Here is a 17173-nt window from a genome sequence, read left to right on the forward strand (position 1 = left end):
GTGTTTCAGGCTATGCTCGCAAGATGATCCTGTTTCCCGACCTGCTTCAGTTGCCACACCAATTACGCCATCCGGAAGTGCGTGACCTGGCGTGGGTGATTCTCGCGCCGCCGATGCTGGCCGCGACACCGTGGCCGCAGCGCCATCCGCTGGCCGGCAGCGATTGGGTCAGTGATCCGGCGCGCCTGGAGCACTGGCTGCGGCAACTCGATCGTGACAGTTATGGCTTGTTGCACTGGCTGTCGCAGGCGCGCACCCGGCGGCTGGGCCTGTATTACGAGCGGCTGTGGCAGTTTGCCGTGGAGCATGCGCCAGGCATCGAGCTGATTGCCGCCAACCTGCCGATCCGCCGCGAAGGCCACACCCTCGGTGAACTGGACATGCTGCTGCGCGACCGCGATGGTGTGCATCACCTGGAACTGGCGATCAAGCTCTACCTCGGCCCGCAGGAGGGCGACGGCCACGACCCGGCGCAGTGGCTGGGGCCGGGCTGTCATGATCGACTGGACCGCAAACTGGCGCATCTGGCCGAACATCAACTGCCGATCTCCGCGCGCCCGGAAAGCCGTGAGGTGCTGGCCAAGCTGGATATCGAGGTGTTCAGTGCGCAACTGTGGCTGGGCGGATACCTGTTGTACCCGTGGCCCGGTCAGGCCGAACCACCGAAAGGCGCGCATCCGCAGCACCTGCGTGGCAGTTGGCTGCATCAGAAGGATTGGCCGGCGTTCGTCGCGCAGCGTCCGGCCGGGCGCTGGCAACCCCTGCCCCGGCATGCCTGGCTGGCGCCGGCACACTACCCGGCGGATCAGGTCTGGAGCGCTGAACACCTGCTGATGTGGCTGGATGACCTGGAACCGATGGCCCCGGCGCAGTTGATGGTGCGCCTGAGCGAGAATGCCCGTGGCGAATGGGAAGAGGCGGAGCGATTGTTTCTGGTGGCGGATCTTTGGCCGAATGTGCCGGGGCAGGTGTGAGAGTTGTAGTGCCTTAACCGGCCCTATCGCGAGCAGGCTCACTCCTACAGGGGAACGCATTCCAAGGTAGGAGTGAGCCTGCTCGCGATTGGGGCAACTCGGTCTAAAGCGAAAGCCGCAAAGCCAACGCCGCCAAGGTAATCAACAACACCGGCACCGTCAGCACAATCCCGACCTTGAAGTAATAGCCCCAACCAATCCGGATATCCTTGCGCGCCAGCACATGCAGCCAGAGCAAAGTCGCCAGACTGCCGATCGGGGTGATCTTCGGCCCCAGATCGCTGCCGATCACGTTGGCATAGATCATCGCTTCCTTGACCACACCGCTGGCCTGACTGGCATCGATCGACAACAAGCCGATCAGCACTGTCGGCAAGTTGTTCATGATCGATGACAACAGCGCGGTCAGCACCCCGGTGCCCAGCGCCGCGCCCCACACACCGTACCCGGCAAACACATCCAGCCAGCCAGCGAGATAGCCGGTCAGCCCGGCATTGCGCAGGCCATACACCACCAGATACATGCCGAGGGAGAAAATCACGATCTGCCACGGCGCTTCTTTCAGCACCTTGCGCGTGGAAATCCTGTGGCCGCGGGCGGCGATCCCCAGCAGCAGCGCCGCGCAGACCGCCGAGATCGCGCTGATCGGGATGCCCAGTTGTTCGAGGAAGAAACAGCCGATCAACAGAATCACCAACACCACCCAACCGGCGTAGAACGTGGCCTTGTCGTGGATCGCCGTGTGCGGCTGTTCGAGCTGTTCGGGGTCGTAAGCTTTGGGGATATCGCGACGGAAGTACCACATCAGCACGCCGAGCGTTGCGGCCACGCTGACGAAGTTGACCGGCACCATCACCGCCGCGTAGCGGTTAAAGCCGATGCGAAAGAAGTCCGCCGAAACGATGTTGACCAGGTTCGACACCACCAGCGGCAGGCTCGCGGTATCGGCAATAAAACCAGCCCCCATGACGAACGCGAGGGTCGCCGCCGGGGAAAAGCGCAGCGCCAGCAGCATCGAAATCACGATCGGCGTGAGGATCAGCGCCGCGCCGTCATTGGCGAACAACGCCGACACCAGCGCGCCGAGCAGCACCATGAAGGCAAACAGCTTGCGCCCACTGCCCCGCCCCCAGCGCGCCACGTGCAGCGCGGCCCAGGCGAAGAAACCCGCTTCGTCGAGCAACAAGCTGATGATGATCAGCGCAACGAAGGTGCCGGTGGCGTTCCAGATGATCTGCCACACCAGCGGAATATCGCTCAGATGCACGACGCCGAAGATCAGTGCCAGTACTGCGCCAAGCGTCGCGCTCCAGCCGACCCCGAGGCCTTTGGGTTGCCAGATGACAAGGGTGATGGTCAGCAGGAAGATCAGTGACGCAGCGAGCATTCGCGACAGCCTTAATGAAGAAAACAAGCCAAACCACACAACTGTGGGAGCGAGCCTGCTCGCGAAAGCGGACTGTCAGTCACCACGAGGTGTGGCTGATTGCCCTTTCGCGAGCAGGCTCGCTCCCACAGGATTTTTTCGAGCCGCAGCTCTGACCCGATTATTTCTTGTGTTGTTCCACAAATTTCCCATACGCATTGATGAAATTCTGCAAGAACGGTTTCACCGACTCGCTCAACCTGCCCGCCTCGTCAAACGCCGAACCCGCGCCACCCAGATACGCTTCCGGCTGCTGCATGCACGGCACATCGAGAAACACGAAGGACTGACGCAAATGCTGGTTGGCACCAAAACCGCCAATCGCCCCCGGCGACACGCTGATCACCGCACCCGGTTTGCCGCTCCAGACGGCTTTGCCATACGGCCGTGAACCCACGTCAATCGCATTCTTCAAAGGAGCCGGCACCGAGCGGTTATATTCCGGGGTGACGAACAGCACCGCGTCGGAAGAACCGACTTCCTGGCGGAAAGTGCTGTAGGCTGCCGGCGGTGAATCGCCGTCAATGTCTTCGTTATAGAGTGGCAGGTCGCCAATTTCGACAATCTTCAGTTTCAGGTTCGCCGGTGCCAGCTCGGCCAGCGCCAGCGCGACTTTGCGGTTGATCGATGCTTTGCGCAGGCTGCCGACGACTACAGCGACGTTGTAGACATTGCTCATGGAAAACTCTCGACTGTCGGTGGGAAGAGCCAGTAGTTATAGATGATTCGATGACAGTTTCACCAGCGAGCAAGGGAAATTCCTTCGCGCTGATTATTTTTTTCCTGTAGGAAAACTTACAGGGCTTGATGACGGTCTACCAAGCCGCAAATCAAGCGTTTTATCTCCAGAGGTTCTAAGCAGATGGCAGCAGTACTCGTCGGTCAGTTCCATGCAAGAGATGCGGAAGGCCGCGTTTATTCCGTGCATGAGTTCCAGGAATCCACCCCGTCGGCAGACGGTTCCACTGGCTCGGAGCCGATTTATAAACTGGCCATTGGCGATCGCGTCAACAAAGTCAGTGACACCGAGTTTCTCCTGGTTCAGTCAGGTATCACCCTGACCCGCGAGCCTGAGACAACCGTCGCTTCATAACTGGCCGTTATGAGCAGAAGTCATATGCGCAGACTTGGGGTAGGATTCAGCCACTGACCCCACCTGCTGAACATGGACTTCACGCATGCGTTTACGTCATATCGAAGTGATTCAGGCGCTCTTGCAGACCGGTCACCTGGGCACCGCCGCCGAATGGCTGCAGCTCCCGGTGACCGAGGTCGAAGAGCGTTTGCGCGAAGCCGAGAGCGAGTTGGGGTTCATGCTGTTCGCCAGCGTACGGGGTCGATTGCAATCGACGCCCGAAGCGCGGGCATTGCAGGTGGAAATCGCTCACGTCTATCAAGCGCTGGAACCGGTGCAGCGTCTGGCCAGCAGTCTCAAGCAATACCTCGCCCCGCCCCTGCGCATCATCGGCACCCCGCCACTGGCGCAACAACTGTTGCCGCAAAGTATCGCCCTGCTGCGCCGGCGGTTGCCGGATGCCCCCTGCCGTTTGCTCAGCTCTCCGACTTGCGACATCGTCCGTAGCCTGCTGCTGCGCGAAAGCGATCTGGGCCTGAGCCTGCACGATCCGGAGCACCCCGACATCCATGCGCAGCCGCTGGCCCACGGCAAATTGCAACTGCTCGCGCCCCACGGCTGGCTGCAACCGAAGCAGAAATACATTTCCCTGCAGGATCTCGCTGGCCAGGCGATGGTCGGCCTCGAAGGCCATGACCCGTTGAGCCCGGCGCTGGAGAACAAACTCCAGGCCCTGCGCCCGGCGCCGAGCATCCAGACCCGAGTACAAACCCATCAGATGATGCGCAGCATGGTCGAGGCCGGCGAAGGCCTGGCCATCGTCGACCCGTTCACCGCCCTCGGCGCACGGGCGAGCGGACTGGATGTCTGCCCGCTGTCACCGGCGGTGCCGATCAGCCTGTATGCCCTGACTTATCGACACAGCGCCACGCCGGCAGCCATTCAGACCCTGCTGACGATTGTCACGGAACAAGCCGAGGCGATGCTGGCGAGTTGAGCGGGTTTTCCAGCGGGTTATCGAACAGTCGATACCAGAACAGCGCGATTTCCGCAGTGTTCGGATCAATCCCGCGATAACGCAAATGGTCGATACCGCCAATCTCGTAGCCACAACGCTCATACAAACGACAGGCGCCGAGGTTGTTGTTCTGCGTCTCGAGCATGATCCCCGGCAGTTTCTTCTTGCGAGTCCAGAACTGCGCGACATCCAGCAATGCCTTGGCCACGCCATGCCGGCGCGCCGGTGCGTGCACCGCCAGCTCATCGATGTGGGCGAAGCCGTTCCAGTTGGTGCTGATCACCAGATGACCGACTGGCTCGTCATCCAGGTACGCCATGAAGATCGCGCTGTCGGCGGCATCGCGATAGCTGCTGAACTCTTCGGGGTCGATGCCATAGCATTTGCGGTACGGCACGATCGGCGTCACCGCCCAGCGCTCGACCGGTTGGCCAATGACGGCGGCACCGTACGCGGCGACCTCGAAACTGAAGTCGCTGCCCCAGATATACGCCGCGAAACCATCGTCGGCGACACGCACTGACAGACCTGGGTATTTCGGATTCATGACCGGTTGCATACTCGGAAAAGTCCTCATTCCTTGACGCAATCGACGGTGTACTGCCGCCCATTGCCTTCGTCTTCATGTTGCAGTCCATGCACATCAGCGACAAAACCGGGAAAGCTGCTATCGAACGTGCGCGCAAATTTCAGGTAGTCAATGATCGAGCGGGTTGCCTCGGTAAAGCGCTCGCCGGGCATGATCAATGGAATTCCCGGTGGATACGGCACCAGCATCACCGCCGCGATGCGCCCCTCCAGCTCATCGATCGGCACCGCCTCGACTTCGCCACGCACCAGATGATCATAGGCATGGGCCGGCTTCATGGCGATTTCCGGCAGCACCGTGTACATGCGTTTCAGATGTTTGGCCGTGGCGTTGCTGCGGTAACAGGCGTGCAGTTGATCGCACAAATCGCGCAGGCCCATGCCGCGATAGCGCGCGGTGTCTTGCTGCGCCACGCACGGCAGGCAGGTCGCGAGACTGACGTTGGCGTCGTAACTGCGTTTGAATTCGAGTAACTCGGTGAGCAGCGTGCTCCACTTGCCCTTGGTGATGCCCATCGAGAACAGCACCAGAAACGAATACAGCCCGGTCTTCTCCACCACCAGCCCGCGCTCCCAGAGGAACTTGCTGACCACCGCCGCCGGGATGCCTTTCTCGCTCAGCGCGCCGCCGGCATTCAATCCGGGCATGACCAGGGTCACTTTGATCGGGTCGAGCAGCACGTAGTCGTCGCTGACTTCGCCGAAACCATGCCAGTCGGCGTCCGGCTGCAGCAGCCAGTCTTCGGTCTGCACCCGGTCGATGCCTTCGACACCCGGCGGCTGCCAGATCGAGAACCACCAGTCATCCGCCGCAATGTGCTGGCGCAGATTGGCCAGCGCCCGGCGAAAACTCAGCGCCTCGTCAAAGGTTTCCTGCAACAGCGAGCGCCCGGCCGGGCCTTCCATCATGGCCGAAGCGACATCCAGCGAAGCGATGATGCTGTACTGCGGCGAAGTCGAGATGTGCATCATGAACGCTTCGTTGAAACGGTCACGGTCCAGTTGCCGCGCGCCGCCATCCTGCACATGAATCATCGAGGCCTGGCTGAACGCGGCGAGCAGCTTGTGCGTGGAATGTGTGGTGAACACCATCGGGCTGTCTTCGGTGCGCGAGGTGGCCATGCCGTAGCGCCCGGCGAAGAACTCGTGAAACGCCGCATAGGCATACCACGCCTCATCGAAATGCAGCACTTCCACGCTATTGCCCAGGCTTTGCTTGATCAGCTCGGCGTTGTAGCACAGGCCGTCATAGGTCGAGTTGGTCACCACCGCCAGTTTGACTTTCGGCGCGCGGCCCTTGGTCAACGGGCTGGCATCGATCTTGGCCTGAATCGACTCGCGACTGAATTCGCTCAGCGGAATCGGGCCGATGATCCCCAGCTCATTGCGCTCCGGGCACAGGTACAGCGGGATCGCGCCGGTCATGATGATCGCGTGCAACACCGACTTGTGGCAGTTGCGATCGACCAGCACCAGATCATCACGGCCGACCATCGAGTGCCAGACGATCTTGTTGGCAGTCGAGGTGCCATTGATCACGAAAAACGTGTGATCGGCGCCGAAATTGCGTGCCGCACGCTCTTCCGCTTCAGCGAGCGGGCCGGTGTGATCGAGCAGCGAACCCAGCTCCGGCACCGATACCGACAAGTCCGAACGCAGGGTATTTTCGCCAAAGAACTGGTGAAACGCCTGCCCCACCGGACTCTTGTGATAGGCCACGCCACCACCATGCCCGGGTGTGTGCCAGGAATAGTTGGAGTCGGCGGTGTGCTGCACCAACGCCTTGAAAAACGGCGGCAGCAGACCGTCCAGATACTTGCGCGCCGCCCGTGCTACCTGCCGGGCGAGAAACGGCACGGTGTCTTCGAACAGATAGAGAATGCCGCGCAACTGATTGAGTTCGGCCATGGCATCAGCAGGGGCGTTTTCCAGAGTGACCTGTTCGCCCAGGGCGAAGATCGGCAGATCCGGCGCCCGCACTCGCGCCAGGCCGATCAATTCAGCCATGTTTTGGAGTAGATGCGAGTGGGTGCTGGCATCTTCGGCAGCGATCAGCATGCACGCCAGACCATGATGGGTAGACGCCACCAACCGCCCTTCGGTGTAGTCGATGGCCGAAACGATATTGAAACCTTCCTGCTCCAACTCCCGGGCGATGCCACGGATACGGTCACCGGCGACCGTGTCGGCCTTGATGTCGCGGTGGACGATCAACACCGGAAACTTCAAATCTTTGTACATGAGGCTCAGTGTCCTGAGGCGGCGGATCAAAGTCTGCCAATGCACTCAGGGTAGAGGGTTGCAGCGAAAGTGGCGAGGGTGGCCAGTTGGCTTCATCTCGTCAAAAGCAAAAGATCGCAGCCTGCGGCAGCTCCTACAGAGAAATGCGATCCCCTGTAGGAGCTGCCGAAGGCTGCGATCTTTTGATCTTTTGATCTTTCAGGCCTGAGCATCAGCTTCGGCAATCTGCGTCCACAACGCCGGCCCGCCCGCCGACTTGGCAATGATCTCCAGCCGCGCCATATGCGCCGCCAGTTCCTCTTCCGTCGCCCGAATGATCCGCGCAGGCTGACGACTCGCCGGCAGACGACGGATTTCGGTGGCGGAGTTGTCCGCGCCCTCGCCCGTGCCATTGCCGTCGGAAGCGTTGCCGGCCAGCGACAGGCTGGTCTGGCCACCAGTCATGGTCAGGTAGACGTCGGCGAGAATCTCCGAGTCGAGCAAGGCGCCGTGCAGTTCACGGCCGGAGTTGTCGACGCCATAACGTTTGCACAAGGCGTCGAGGCTGTTGCGCTGCCCCGGGTGACGTTCCCGGGCCATCATCAGGGTGTCGAGGATGGTGCAGTGCTGCGTGATGTCAGCGCGATCGTGCTGACCCATCAAGGCAAATTCGTTGTTGATGAAGCCAACGTCGAACGCCGCGTTATGGATGATCAGCTGCGCGCCGTTGATGAACTCGAAGAACTCGTCGGCCACTTCGGCGAAGCGCGGTTTGCCGACGAGGAATTCGTTGGTGATGCCGTGAACGCCGATCGCGCCTTCGTCACTCTCGCGATCCGGTTGCAGGTAGACGTGAAAGTGCCGGCCCGTCAGGCGCCGTCCGATCAGTTCGACACAGCCGATTTCAATGATCCGGTGACCATCGGTCACCGGCATGCCGGTGGTTTCGGTATCGAGTACAACGGATCTGGTGGCCATCAGTGTTCAATTCTCAACGGGGGGCAATCGTACAAAAGCGGCGATGTTAACACGCTCACGGTGCGCTTCGCCCACCACCGCTTGATCGGCACCTATGACCCTGTAGGAGCTGCCGCAGGCTGCGATCTTTTGATCTTGCTTTTAAAAAAACAAAGTCAAAAGATCGCAGCCTGCGGCAGCTCCTACAGGGGAATGCATTTCAGATTGCAAGCGTGAGCCTGCTCGCGATTGGGTGCGCCACGGTGTAATGGAGGGAATCAGCTCTGCTTGTACCCCCGAACTTCATCCACCCCACGGTTGGCCAACTGGTCAGCCCGCTCGTTACCGTGATGACCAATGTGCCCGCGCACCCACTTCCAGGTGACCTTGTGGCGGTTGACCTGCTCATCCAGCTCTTTCCACAGATCAGCGTTTTTCACTGGCTCCTTCGCCGCCGTTTTCCAGCCGCGTTTTTTCCAGTTGGCCATCCACTCGTTGATGCCTTTCATTACGTACTGCGAGTCGGTCACCAGCAGCACTTCACAGGGCCGCTTCAAGGCTTCCAGGCCACGGATGGCGCCGAGCAGCTCCATGCGGTTGTTGGTGGTGTTGGCTTCGCCGCCCCACAGTTCCTTTTCGACGCCCTTGCACACCAGCAAGGCGCCCCAGCCGCCCGGGCCGGGGTTGCCCTTGCAGGCGCCGTCGGTGAACAGTTCTACGCTATCGACGCTTTCGCTCATGCCACTCTATCCAGAAAAATGCCTGGCCCCGTCAATCGCGGATCAACGATGACCGCGGCCGGAGCAGGTCCGGCCACTATAAAAAGAAGGTTTACGGTTCGATACGACGGCGGTTGACCTTGGCCATCGGCAGCGGAATCAGCTTGCCCATCGGCTCGCGACGCTCCTGACGCACCGGGCGCAGGCCGACCACGATCTTGCGCGCGACCAATAAATAGAAGCCACCGCCCGACAGTTGCCAGTCGCCGGCCTTGCGTTCCCAGCCGGCCAGTCGGGCCTGCCACTTGGGCGACGCGAGCGGCGGACGATAGCACCCGAAGCGGCGTTTCTCCAGCGCAAACCCCAGCAGGTTGAGCCAGTCGGCGACCCGCGACGGCGAGATGCAACGTGCCTGACGCAAGGCGTCGTGAGCGAAAACGTGGCGCAAACCCCAGGTGCTCCAGGGGTTGATGCCGATGATCAGCAGATGTCCGCCGGGGCGTACGCTGCTCGCCGCTTCGCGCAGCAAACCGTGGGGTGACAGGCAGAAATCCAGACCGTGCTGCAACACCACCACGTCGGCGGCGTGCTCGCTCAACGGCCAGGCCTGTTCCTCGCAGACGATCTCGACACCCGGCAACGGCGCGCCGAGCCGCACGTTGCGCTGCACCTGCGGCGCCGACGGCGGGGTCTGGGCCGACGGCCCGTAGTGCACCAGGTAGCCGCCGAAGAACCGCCCCAACTCGTCTTCGAGCATGCGTCGTTCTTCATCCAGCAGAAATTGCCCGAGCGGGCCGGCCAGCCATTCACGGGCCGCGCCGATCAACGCCAGCCAGTCGGGATCGGCCTGAGCGAACGCTTTATCGGTCATGTCATTCTCCAACGCCGCTAGAAGCTCTAAGATGCGCCAATGTTTTCCGCTTGGCGAATTCCGACGATGATACAGATCAGTGCCCTGCCCGCGTTCACCGACAACTACATCTGGTTGTTACAGGATCACCGCACCCAGCGATGCGCGGTGGTTGACCCGGGCGATGCCGCGCCGGTGCAGGCCTGGCTGGCCGCACACCCGGGCTGGGTGCTGAGCGACATTCTGATCACTCATCACCATCACGATCACGTCGGCGGCGTCGAACGCCTGAAAGCGGCAACCGGCGCCAAAGTCTACGGCCCGGCCAGCGAAAACATTCCGGGGCGCGACGTGGCGCTCAAGGACAACGACAAGGTCAGCGTGCTCGGCTGGGACTTCGATGTCTATGCGGTACCCGGTCACACCCTCGGCCATATTGCCTATTATCACCACGGCCTGCTGTTTTGCGGCGACACCCTGTTCGCCGCCGGTTGCGGACGCCTGTTCGAAGGCACGCCGGAGCAGATGCACCACTCGCTCGGCCGTCTCGCTGCCTTGCCCGAGGATACGCTGGTGTATTGCACCCATGAATACACCCTGAGCAATCTGAAATTTGCCGCGGCAGTCGAACCGAGCAACCCGGACATTGCCGCCCGTCTGGAAAAAGTCACCCAACAACGGGAAAAAGGCGTGATGACCCTGCCCTCGACCCTGGCCCTGGAAAAGCTCACAAATCCGTTTTTGCGTACCGCTGAAACATTAGTTACACAAAAAGTGGACGAACGGGCAGGCGCTCAAAACCGGGCGCCGAGTGAGGTTTTTGCGGCTCTGCGAGCATGGAAAGATAAGTTCTAAGTGACTCACCAGCTGGTACAAAAATTCTGAATGGTTGACCGCACGGGGTGCGCTTTCTAGAATCGCCCGACATTTTTGCCCGGAACTTACTTCCAGCCAATGTCGTCATCCATACGTAAGTCCGTCAATTCAGACACGCTGACCCGCCTGGCGCAAGCCATCGCGGTGGCTGTGTCCGCCACGTTGGCGGGCTGTTCCAGCCATGCTCCGCAGCCTGAAGCGAGCCATACGCCGAACATTGCTGCGCGAGCCAAGCAGAAACCGATCTGGCTCAGCGAAAAGCCCAGCCCGCAGGTGCCTCAGGACATCTGGGAGCGCATGCGCGGTGGTTTCCAGCTGCAGGACGGCCTGGGCGTCAACCCGCGCATCGAGCAGCAGCGGCTATGGTTTGCCAGTAACCCGTCCTTTCTGGAGAACGCCGGCGAACGCGGCAGTCTCTACATTCATTACATCGTAGAGCGTCTCGAAGAGCGCAACATGCCGCTGGAGCTGGCCCTGCTGCCAGTGATCGAGAGCGCCTACAACCCGATGGCCTATTCCCGGGCCGACGCTTCGGGCCTGTGGCAATTCATTCCGTCCACCGGTCGTTACTACAACCTGCGCCAGACCCGCTTCTATGATGGCCGTCGCGATATTACCGCCTCGACCACCGCCGCAATGGACTACCTGACTCGTCTGCACGACATGTTCAACGGTGACTGGCTGCTGGCCCTGGCGGCGTATAACGCCGGTGAAGGCACAGTCAGCCGCGCCATCGAGCGTAACGAGAAGCTCGGCCTGCCAACCGACTATTGGAACCTGTCGTCGCTGCCGGCGGAAACCCAGGCCTACGTGCCGAAACTGCTGGCCCTGTCGCAAGTGGTGCTGGCCCCGGAAGCCTACGGGGTGAACCTCAACCCGATCGCCAACGAACCCTATTTCCAGGTCGTCGAAATCAACCAGCGCATGGACCTGTCCAAGGTTGCGGCGGTGGCCAACATCGACGAAGACGAGCTGTTCCAGCTCAACCCGGCCTTCAAGCAGCGCACCACCATCGACGGCCCCCAGCATCTGCTGGTGCCGACGTCCAAGGCGCAATTGCTGACCGCCAGCCTGCAGACCATGCGACCTGAAGAACTGATCAGCCCGCGCTCGCTGAAGCCGGTGTTCGACGGAGCTGATCCGACCGAGGTGGCGAAGCTCAAGCGCGCCTATCGAGTCAAACGTGGCGACAATCTCGGTTCCATCGCCAAGGCCAACAAGGTCGAAGTCAAGGACCTGCAGCGTTGGAACAAGCTGACCGGCAAGAACCTCAAGGTCGGCCAGACCCTGGTGATGCAGGACAACACCAAGCGCGCCCCGGCGCGCAGCGGTGGCCGGGTCAACACGGTGATCGCTGCCAACAGCAAGAGCAAAGGCAAGGCCGACAGCCAGCAGCAGACCCAATACAAGGTCAAGCGTGGCGACACGTTGTATGTGGTGGCCAAGCGTTTCAACGTCGAGATGCAACATCTCAAGCGCTGGAACCCGGGTGCGGGCAAGGCCCTCAAGCCTGGGCAGATGCTCACGGTTTACCAGCCGCACTGAGTTGAAATCAAAAGATCGCAGCCTTCGGCAACTCCTGCATTGATCCCTGTAGGAGCTGCCGAAGGCTGCGATCTTTTTTTTGCATTAACACAGCATTAACCCGCTATCTTTTTCCTGTCCAGACAAGCTGTTACTGTACGGCCACAAAAGCCCAAGCCGCCTGGATCGGATCTGACTTGAAGCGTCCCCTTCTCCTGCTCCTGATCAGCCTGGCCTTGAGCTCACCCGCAAGCGCGACGATTACCGAGAGTCACGGTTATGCGCAGTTCGGCACGCTCAAGTACCCGGCCAGATTTACCCACTTCGACTGGGTCAACCCGCAAGCGCCCAAGGGCGGTACGTTGCGGGTGATGGCGTTCGGCACCTTCGATACGGTCAATCCATACACGTTCAAGGGCACCAGCCCGGTTACCACACCGAATTTCCTGCAGTACGGCATCAACGAGCTGAACGAACCGCTGATGGTCGGCACCGGCCAGTATTCGCCGTCCGGCGACGAGCCGGCATCGAGCTATGGCCTGATCGCGCAATCGGTGGAGTACAGCGAAGATCGCAGCTGGGTAGTGTTCAATCTGCGCCCGGAAGCACGCTTTCACGACGGCACCCAGATCACCGCCTACGACGTGGCGTTCTCCTACCGAACACTGCTCAAGGACGGCCACCCGCTGTACCGCACCGCCCTGCAGGAAGTGTCGCGGGTCGACATCCTCAACCCGCAGCGCATTCGTTTCGTGATGAAACGCTCGGGCAATCCGTTGCTGATTCTGCGCCTCGGCGAGTTGCCGGTGCTGCCGCAGCACTACTGGAAGGATCGCGACTTCAAGGCCACCACCTTCGAGCCACCGCTGGGCAGTGGCCCGTACCGCATCACCTCGGTGACGCCGGGGCGGCAGCTGATTTTCGAGCGGGTCAAGGATTACTGGGGCAAGGACCTGCCGGTCAATCGCGGCAAATACAACTTCGATCGCATGGAAGTCGAGTTCTACCGCGACAGCGACGTGGCCTTCGAAGCGTTCAAGGCCGGCGAATTCGACATCTACATCGAGCATCAGGCAAAGAACTGGGCCAACGGCTACAACTTCCCCGCAGTGCGCCGTGGCGAAGTGATCAAGGCGCAGATCCCGCACCAGATCCCGACCCAGAGCCAGGGCCTGTTCATGAACACCCGGCGCGCAACCTTCAGCGACGTCAAGGTGCGCGAAGCGCTGGGCCTGATGTTCGACTTCGAATGGACCAACCGCGCACTGTTCAGCGACGCCTACCAGCGCACCACCAGCTACTACCCCAACAGCGAATTCAGCGCCAGCGGCCTGCCGGTCGGGCATGAATGGCTGATGCTCAAGCCGTACAAGGATCAGTTGCCCGCGAAGCTGTTCACCGAGCCGTTCAGCCTGCCGCAGACCGACGGCCGCGGCATCCCGCGAGAAACCATGCGCAAGGCCCTGGCGCTGCTCGCCGAGGCCGGCTGGAAGCTCAACGGTCAGCGCCTGCAAAACGCCAAGGGCCAGCCGCTGAGTTTCGAGTTGCTGCTGGTCAATCCGAACCTTGAACGGATCCTCCAGCCGTACATCGAGAACCTCAACAGCATCGGCATCGACGCGCGCCTGCGCACGGTGGATCGCGCCCAGTACAAGCAGCGTCTGGACCAGTTCGATTTCGACATGATCCTGATGACCCTCAACCAGACCCTCAGCCCGGGTCTGGAGCAATGGCAGTATTTCCATTCCAGTCAGGTCGGGGTCAAGGGCAGCAAGAATTACGCCGGCATCGCCAACCCGGTGGTCGATCACCTGCTCGAACAATTGCTCGCCGCGCAAACCCGCGACGAACAGGTCGCCGCCGGCAAGGCGCTGGACCGCGTGCTGCTCTGGCAGCACTACAGCATTCCCAACTGGTACCTCAATTATCACCGACTGGCCTACCGCAACCGGTTGGCCTTCGTCACCACGCCGCCCTACACCCTGGGCCTGAGCGCGTGGTGGCTGAAATCTTCGGAGAACAATAAATGACGCCCATCCGCGCCCTGCTCGTGCAGGCCAGCGGTCTGCTGTTCGCCGGGCTGGCGATTGCCGCCCCGCAACACGCCGTGACCCTGTACAACGAGCCGCCGAAATACCCGGCGGACTTCAAGCAGTTCGATTACGTGAACCCCGACGCGCCCAAGGGCGGGATCTTCCGTCAGGCCGGATTCGGCGGCTTCGACAGCCTCAACCCGTTCATCAGCAAAGGCGTGCCGGCCGATGATGTCGGGCAGATCTACGACACCCTGACCAAGCACAGCCTCGACGAGCCGTTCACCGAGTACGGCCTGATCGCCGCGAAGATCGAGAAAGCCCCGGACAACAGCTGGGTGCGTTTCTACCTGCGCCCGGAAGCGCGTTTTCACGATGGCCATCCGGTGCGCGCCGAAGACGTGGTGTTCAGCTTCCAGACCCTGACCAAGGACGGCTCGCCGCTGTTTCGCGGTTATTACAGCGATGTCGAAGAGGCCATCGCCGAAGATCCGCTCAAGGTGCTGTTCAAGTTCAAGCACACCAACAATCGCGAGCTGCCGCTGATCCTCGGTCAGCTCCCGGTGCTGCCGAAACACTGGTGGGCCAGCCGTGATTTTTCCAAGGGCAATCTGGAGATTCCGCTGGGCAGCGGCCCGTACAAGGTCGCCGAAGTGAAGGCCGGGCGCTCGGTGCGCTATGAACGGGTCAAGGACTACTGGGGCAAGGATCTGCCGGTCAATCGCGGGTTCTACAACTTCGATGTGATGACCACCGATTACTACCGCGACAACACCGTCGCCGTCGAAGCGCTGAAGGCCGGGCAGTTCGATTACTGGCTGGAAATGACCGCGAAGAACTGGGCCAATGCCTACAACATTCCGGCGGTCACCGAAGGTCGCTTGATCAAGGAACAGATCGCCAACAGCAACCCGACCGGCATGCAGGGCTTCGTTTTCAACCTGCGCCGTCCGGTGTTTCAGGATGTGCGGGTGCGGCAGGCGCTCGGCCTGCTGTTCGACTTCGAGTGGACCAACAAACAGCTGTTCAACGGTGCCTACTTCCGCACCCGCAGCTATTTCGAGAACTCGGAAATGGCCGCCACCGGCCTGCCCGACGCCGAACAACGGGCGATCCTCGAACCGTTTCGCAGCAAACTGCCGGCGCAGGTGTTCAGCGAAGCCTTCGAGAACCCCAAGACCGACGCCAGCGGCATGATCCGCGCCCAGCAGCGTGAGGCCTATCAACTGTTGCAGGAGGCCGGCTGGAAGATCGTCGATGACAAAATGGTCGACGCCAACGGCAAACCGGTGGTCATCGAATTCCTGCTGGCGCAGACCGAATTCGAACGCGTGCTGCTGCCGTTCAAACGCAATCTGGCCGACCTTGGCATCGACCTGGTGATCCGCCGCGTCGACGTTTCGCAGTACATCAACCGCGTGCGTTCGCGGGACTTCGACATGATGGTCGGCAGCTTCCCGCAATCCAACTCGCCGGGTAACGAGCAGCGCGAATTCTGGATGAGCGCCGCCGCCGACAAACCGAGCAGCCGCAACACCATGGGCCTGAAGGACCCGATCGTCGATCAACTGGTGGAAAGCCTGATCAACGCCGATTCGCGCAGCAGTCTGGTGGCGCATGCCCGGGCGCTGGATCGGGTGCTGCAATGGGGTTACTACGTGGTCCCCAACTGGCACATCAAGACCTGGCGCGTGGCGTACTGGAACCACATCGGCCACCCGAAAGTCTCGCCCAAATACGACATCGGGATTAACACCTGGTGGGTCAAGCCTGACGCGAAACCCGCCATAGAAGTCGAAACCAAACTGCAAGCCGACCCTGTGGGCACGGAGTAATCAGATGCTGGCGTATATTTTTCGGCGACTGCTGCTGATCATCCCGACCCTGTTCGGCATCCTGCTGATCAACTTCGTGATCATCCAGGCCGCGCCCGGCGGCCCGGTGGAACAGATGATCGCCAAGCTCGAAGGCTTCGAAGGCGCCACCAGCCGCATCGCCGGTGGCGGTGCCGAGGTCTCGGTGGCCGGCTCCGCCTATCGCGGCGCGCAAGGCCTCGACCCGGCGCTGATCAAGGAAATCGAACACATGTACGGGTTCGACAAGTCGGCCCCGGAACGCCTGTGGATCATGGTCAAGAACTACGCGAAGCTGGATTTCGGCGACAGCTTTTTCCGTGACGCCAAGGTCATCGACCTGATCAAGGAAAAGATGCCGGTGTCGATCTCCCTCGGGTTGTGGAGCACGCTGATCATGTACCTGGTGTCGATCCCGCTGGGGATCGCCAAGGCCACGCGGCACGGCAGCCACTTCGACGTGTGGACCAGTTCGGCGATTATCGTCGGCTACGCGATTCCGGCGTTCCTCTTTGCGATTCTGCTGATCGTGGTGTTTGCTGGCGGCAGCTATCTGGACTGGTTCCCGCTGCGCGGCCTGACCTCGAACAACTTCGATGAGCTGAGCCTGGGCGGCAAGATTCTTGACTACTTCTGGCATCTGGCGCTGCCGGTGACGGCGCTGGTGATCGGCAACTTCGCGACCATGACCCTGCTGACCAAAAACAGCTTCCTCGACGAGATCAACAAGCAGTATGTGGTCACCGCCAAGGCCAAGGGCCTGACGCGTAATCGCGTGCTCTACGGCCACGTGTTCCGCAACGCGATGCTGCTGGTGATTGCCGGGTTCCCATCGGCCTTCATCGGCATCTTCTTCACCGGCTCGTTGCTGGTGGAAGTGATCTTCTCCCTCGACGGCCTCGGCCTGATGAGTTTCGAAGCGGCGATCAACCGCGATTACCCGGTAGTGTTCGGCACCCTGTTCATCTTCACCCTGCTCGGCCTGGTGGTGAAACTGATCGGCGATCTCACCTACACCCTGGTCGATCCGCGCATCGACTTCGCCAGCCGGGAGCATTGA

The 17173-nt window shown here is 61.0% G+C and carries 15 protein-coding genes; 8 read left to right on the forward strand and 7 right to left on the reverse strand.

Features of this window, described 5'->3' with window-relative positions; genetic code table 11:
- The first annotated feature begins 23 nt into the window (after positions 1 to 23).
- Positions 24 to 974: a DUF1853 family protein gene (locus LOY52_RS15280; RefSeq protein WP_258674787.1), complete on the forward strand. Its 951-nt coding sequence runs from the start codon at positions 24 to 26 to the stop codon at positions 972 to 974.
- A 103-nt stretch (positions 975 to 1077) separates the two neighbouring features.
- Here LOY52_RS15280 and LOY52_RS15285 read toward each other — a convergent pair whose 3' ends face one another.
- Complete coding sequence (locus tag LOY52_RS15285) at positions 1078 to 2361, reverse strand: arsenic transporter (RefSeq protein WP_258674789.1); 1284 nt, start codon at positions 2359 to 2361, stop codon at positions 1078 to 1080.
- 160 nt (positions 2362 to 2521) lie between these two features.
- The gene (locus tag LOY52_RS15290) at positions 2522 to 3079 is read right to left on the reverse strand and encodes an NADPH-dependent FMN reductase (protein ID WP_258674790.1); all 558 of its coding nucleotides are present in this window, start codon (positions 3077 to 3079) and stop codon (positions 2522 to 2524) included.
- 183 nt (positions 3080 to 3262) lie between these two features.
- On the opposite strand from LOY52_RS15290, the gene LOY52_RS15295 reads away from it, so the two are divergent.
- Together LOY52_RS15295 and LOY52_RS15300 are read left to right on the forward strand one after the other, a co-directional pair.
- Positions 3263 to 3493 (forward strand): hypothetical protein, encoded by a 231-nt coding sequence (locus LOY52_RS15295; RefSeq protein WP_007965845.1) that lies wholly within the window; start codon positions 3263 to 3265, stop codon positions 3491 to 3493.
- 85 nt (positions 3494 to 3578) lie between these two features.
- The gene (locus LOY52_RS15300) at positions 3579 to 4472 is read left to right on the forward strand and encodes a LysR substrate-binding domain-containing protein (protein WP_258674793.1); all 894 of its coding nucleotides are present in this window, start codon (positions 3579 to 3581) and stop codon (positions 4470 to 4472) included.
- Here the strand turns inward: LOY52_RS15300 and LOY52_RS15305 are convergent.
- The 5 genes from LOY52_RS15305 to LOY52_RS15325 all read right to left on the reverse strand — a co-directional run bounded on the left by LOY52_RS15305 (position 4438) and on the right by LOY52_RS15325 (position 9848).
- Positions 4438 to 5052 (reverse strand): GNAT family N-acetyltransferase, encoded by a 615-nt coding sequence (locus LOY52_RS15305; RefSeq protein WP_258674794.1) that lies wholly within the window; start codon positions 5050 to 5052, stop codon positions 4438 to 4440. The genes LOY52_RS15300 and LOY52_RS15305 overlap by 35 nt on opposite strands.
- A 14-nt stretch (positions 5053 to 5066) precedes the next feature.
- Positions 5067 to 7322, reverse strand: coding sequence for an Orn/Lys/Arg decarboxylase N-terminal domain-containing protein (locus tag LOY52_RS15310; protein ID WP_258674796.1), 2256 nt, complete (start codon positions 7320 to 7322; stop codon positions 5067 to 5069).
- A 198-nt stretch (positions 7323 to 7520) separates the two neighbouring features.
- Positions 7521 to 8279 (reverse strand): DNA polymerase III subunit epsilon, encoded by a 759-nt coding sequence (gene dnaQ / locus LOY52_RS15315; RefSeq protein WP_027613146.1) that lies wholly within the window; start codon positions 8277 to 8279, stop codon positions 7521 to 7523.
- Positions 8280 to 8536: 257 nt separating this feature from the next.
- On the reverse strand, positions 8537 to 8998 hold the full coding sequence (gene rnhA, locus LOY52_RS15320; RefSeq protein ID WP_003224162.1) for a ribonuclease HI: 462 nt from the start codon (positions 8996 to 8998) through the stop codon (positions 8537 to 8539).
- Between the two features lie 91 nt (positions 8999 to 9089).
- A complete protein-coding gene (locus LOY52_RS15325; protein ID WP_003224159.1) occupies positions 9090 to 9848 on the reverse strand; it encodes a methyltransferase domain-containing protein in 759 nt (252 codons plus the stop codon).
- Between the two features lie 66 nt (positions 9849 to 9914).
- On the opposite strand from LOY52_RS15325, the gene gloB reads away from it, so the two are divergent.
- From gloB to LOY52_RS15350, 5 genes are all read left to right on the forward strand, one after another.
- Complete coding sequence (gloB, locus tag LOY52_RS15330) at positions 9915 to 10682, forward strand: hydroxyacylglutathione hydrolase (protein ID WP_258674798.1); 768 nt, start codon at positions 9915 to 9917, stop codon at positions 10680 to 10682.
- Positions 10683 to 10781: 99 nt separating this feature from the next.
- Positions 10782 to 12248 (forward strand): LysM peptidoglycan-binding domain-containing protein, encoded by a 1467-nt coding sequence (locus LOY52_RS15335; RefSeq protein WP_258674800.1) that lies wholly within the window; start codon positions 10782 to 10784, stop codon positions 12246 to 12248.
- Between the two features lie 176 nt (positions 12249 to 12424).
- Complete coding sequence (locus tag LOY52_RS15340; protein WP_258674801.1) at positions 12425 to 14257, forward strand: extracellular solute-binding protein; 1833 nt, start codon at positions 12425 to 12427, stop codon at positions 14255 to 14257.
- Positions 14254 to 16095, forward strand: coding sequence for an extracellular solute-binding protein (locus LOY52_RS15345; protein WP_258674802.1), 1842 nt, complete (start codon positions 14254 to 14256; stop codon positions 16093 to 16095). The genes LOY52_RS15340 and LOY52_RS15345 overlap by 4 nt, the downstream gene beginning before the upstream one ends.
- Before the next feature lie 4 nt (positions 16096 to 16099).
- The gene (locus tag LOY52_RS15350) at positions 16100 to 17173 is read left to right on the forward strand and encodes a microcin C ABC transporter permease YejB (RefSeq protein ID WP_202370720.1); all 1074 of its coding nucleotides are present in this window, start codon (positions 16100 to 16102) and stop codon (positions 17171 to 17173) included.

This window comes from Pseudomonas sp. B21-051 (genome assembly GCF_024748795.1).
Taxonomy (GTDB): domain Bacteria; phylum Pseudomonadota; class Gammaproteobacteria; order Pseudomonadales; family Pseudomonadaceae; genus Aquipseudomonas; species Aquipseudomonas putida_A.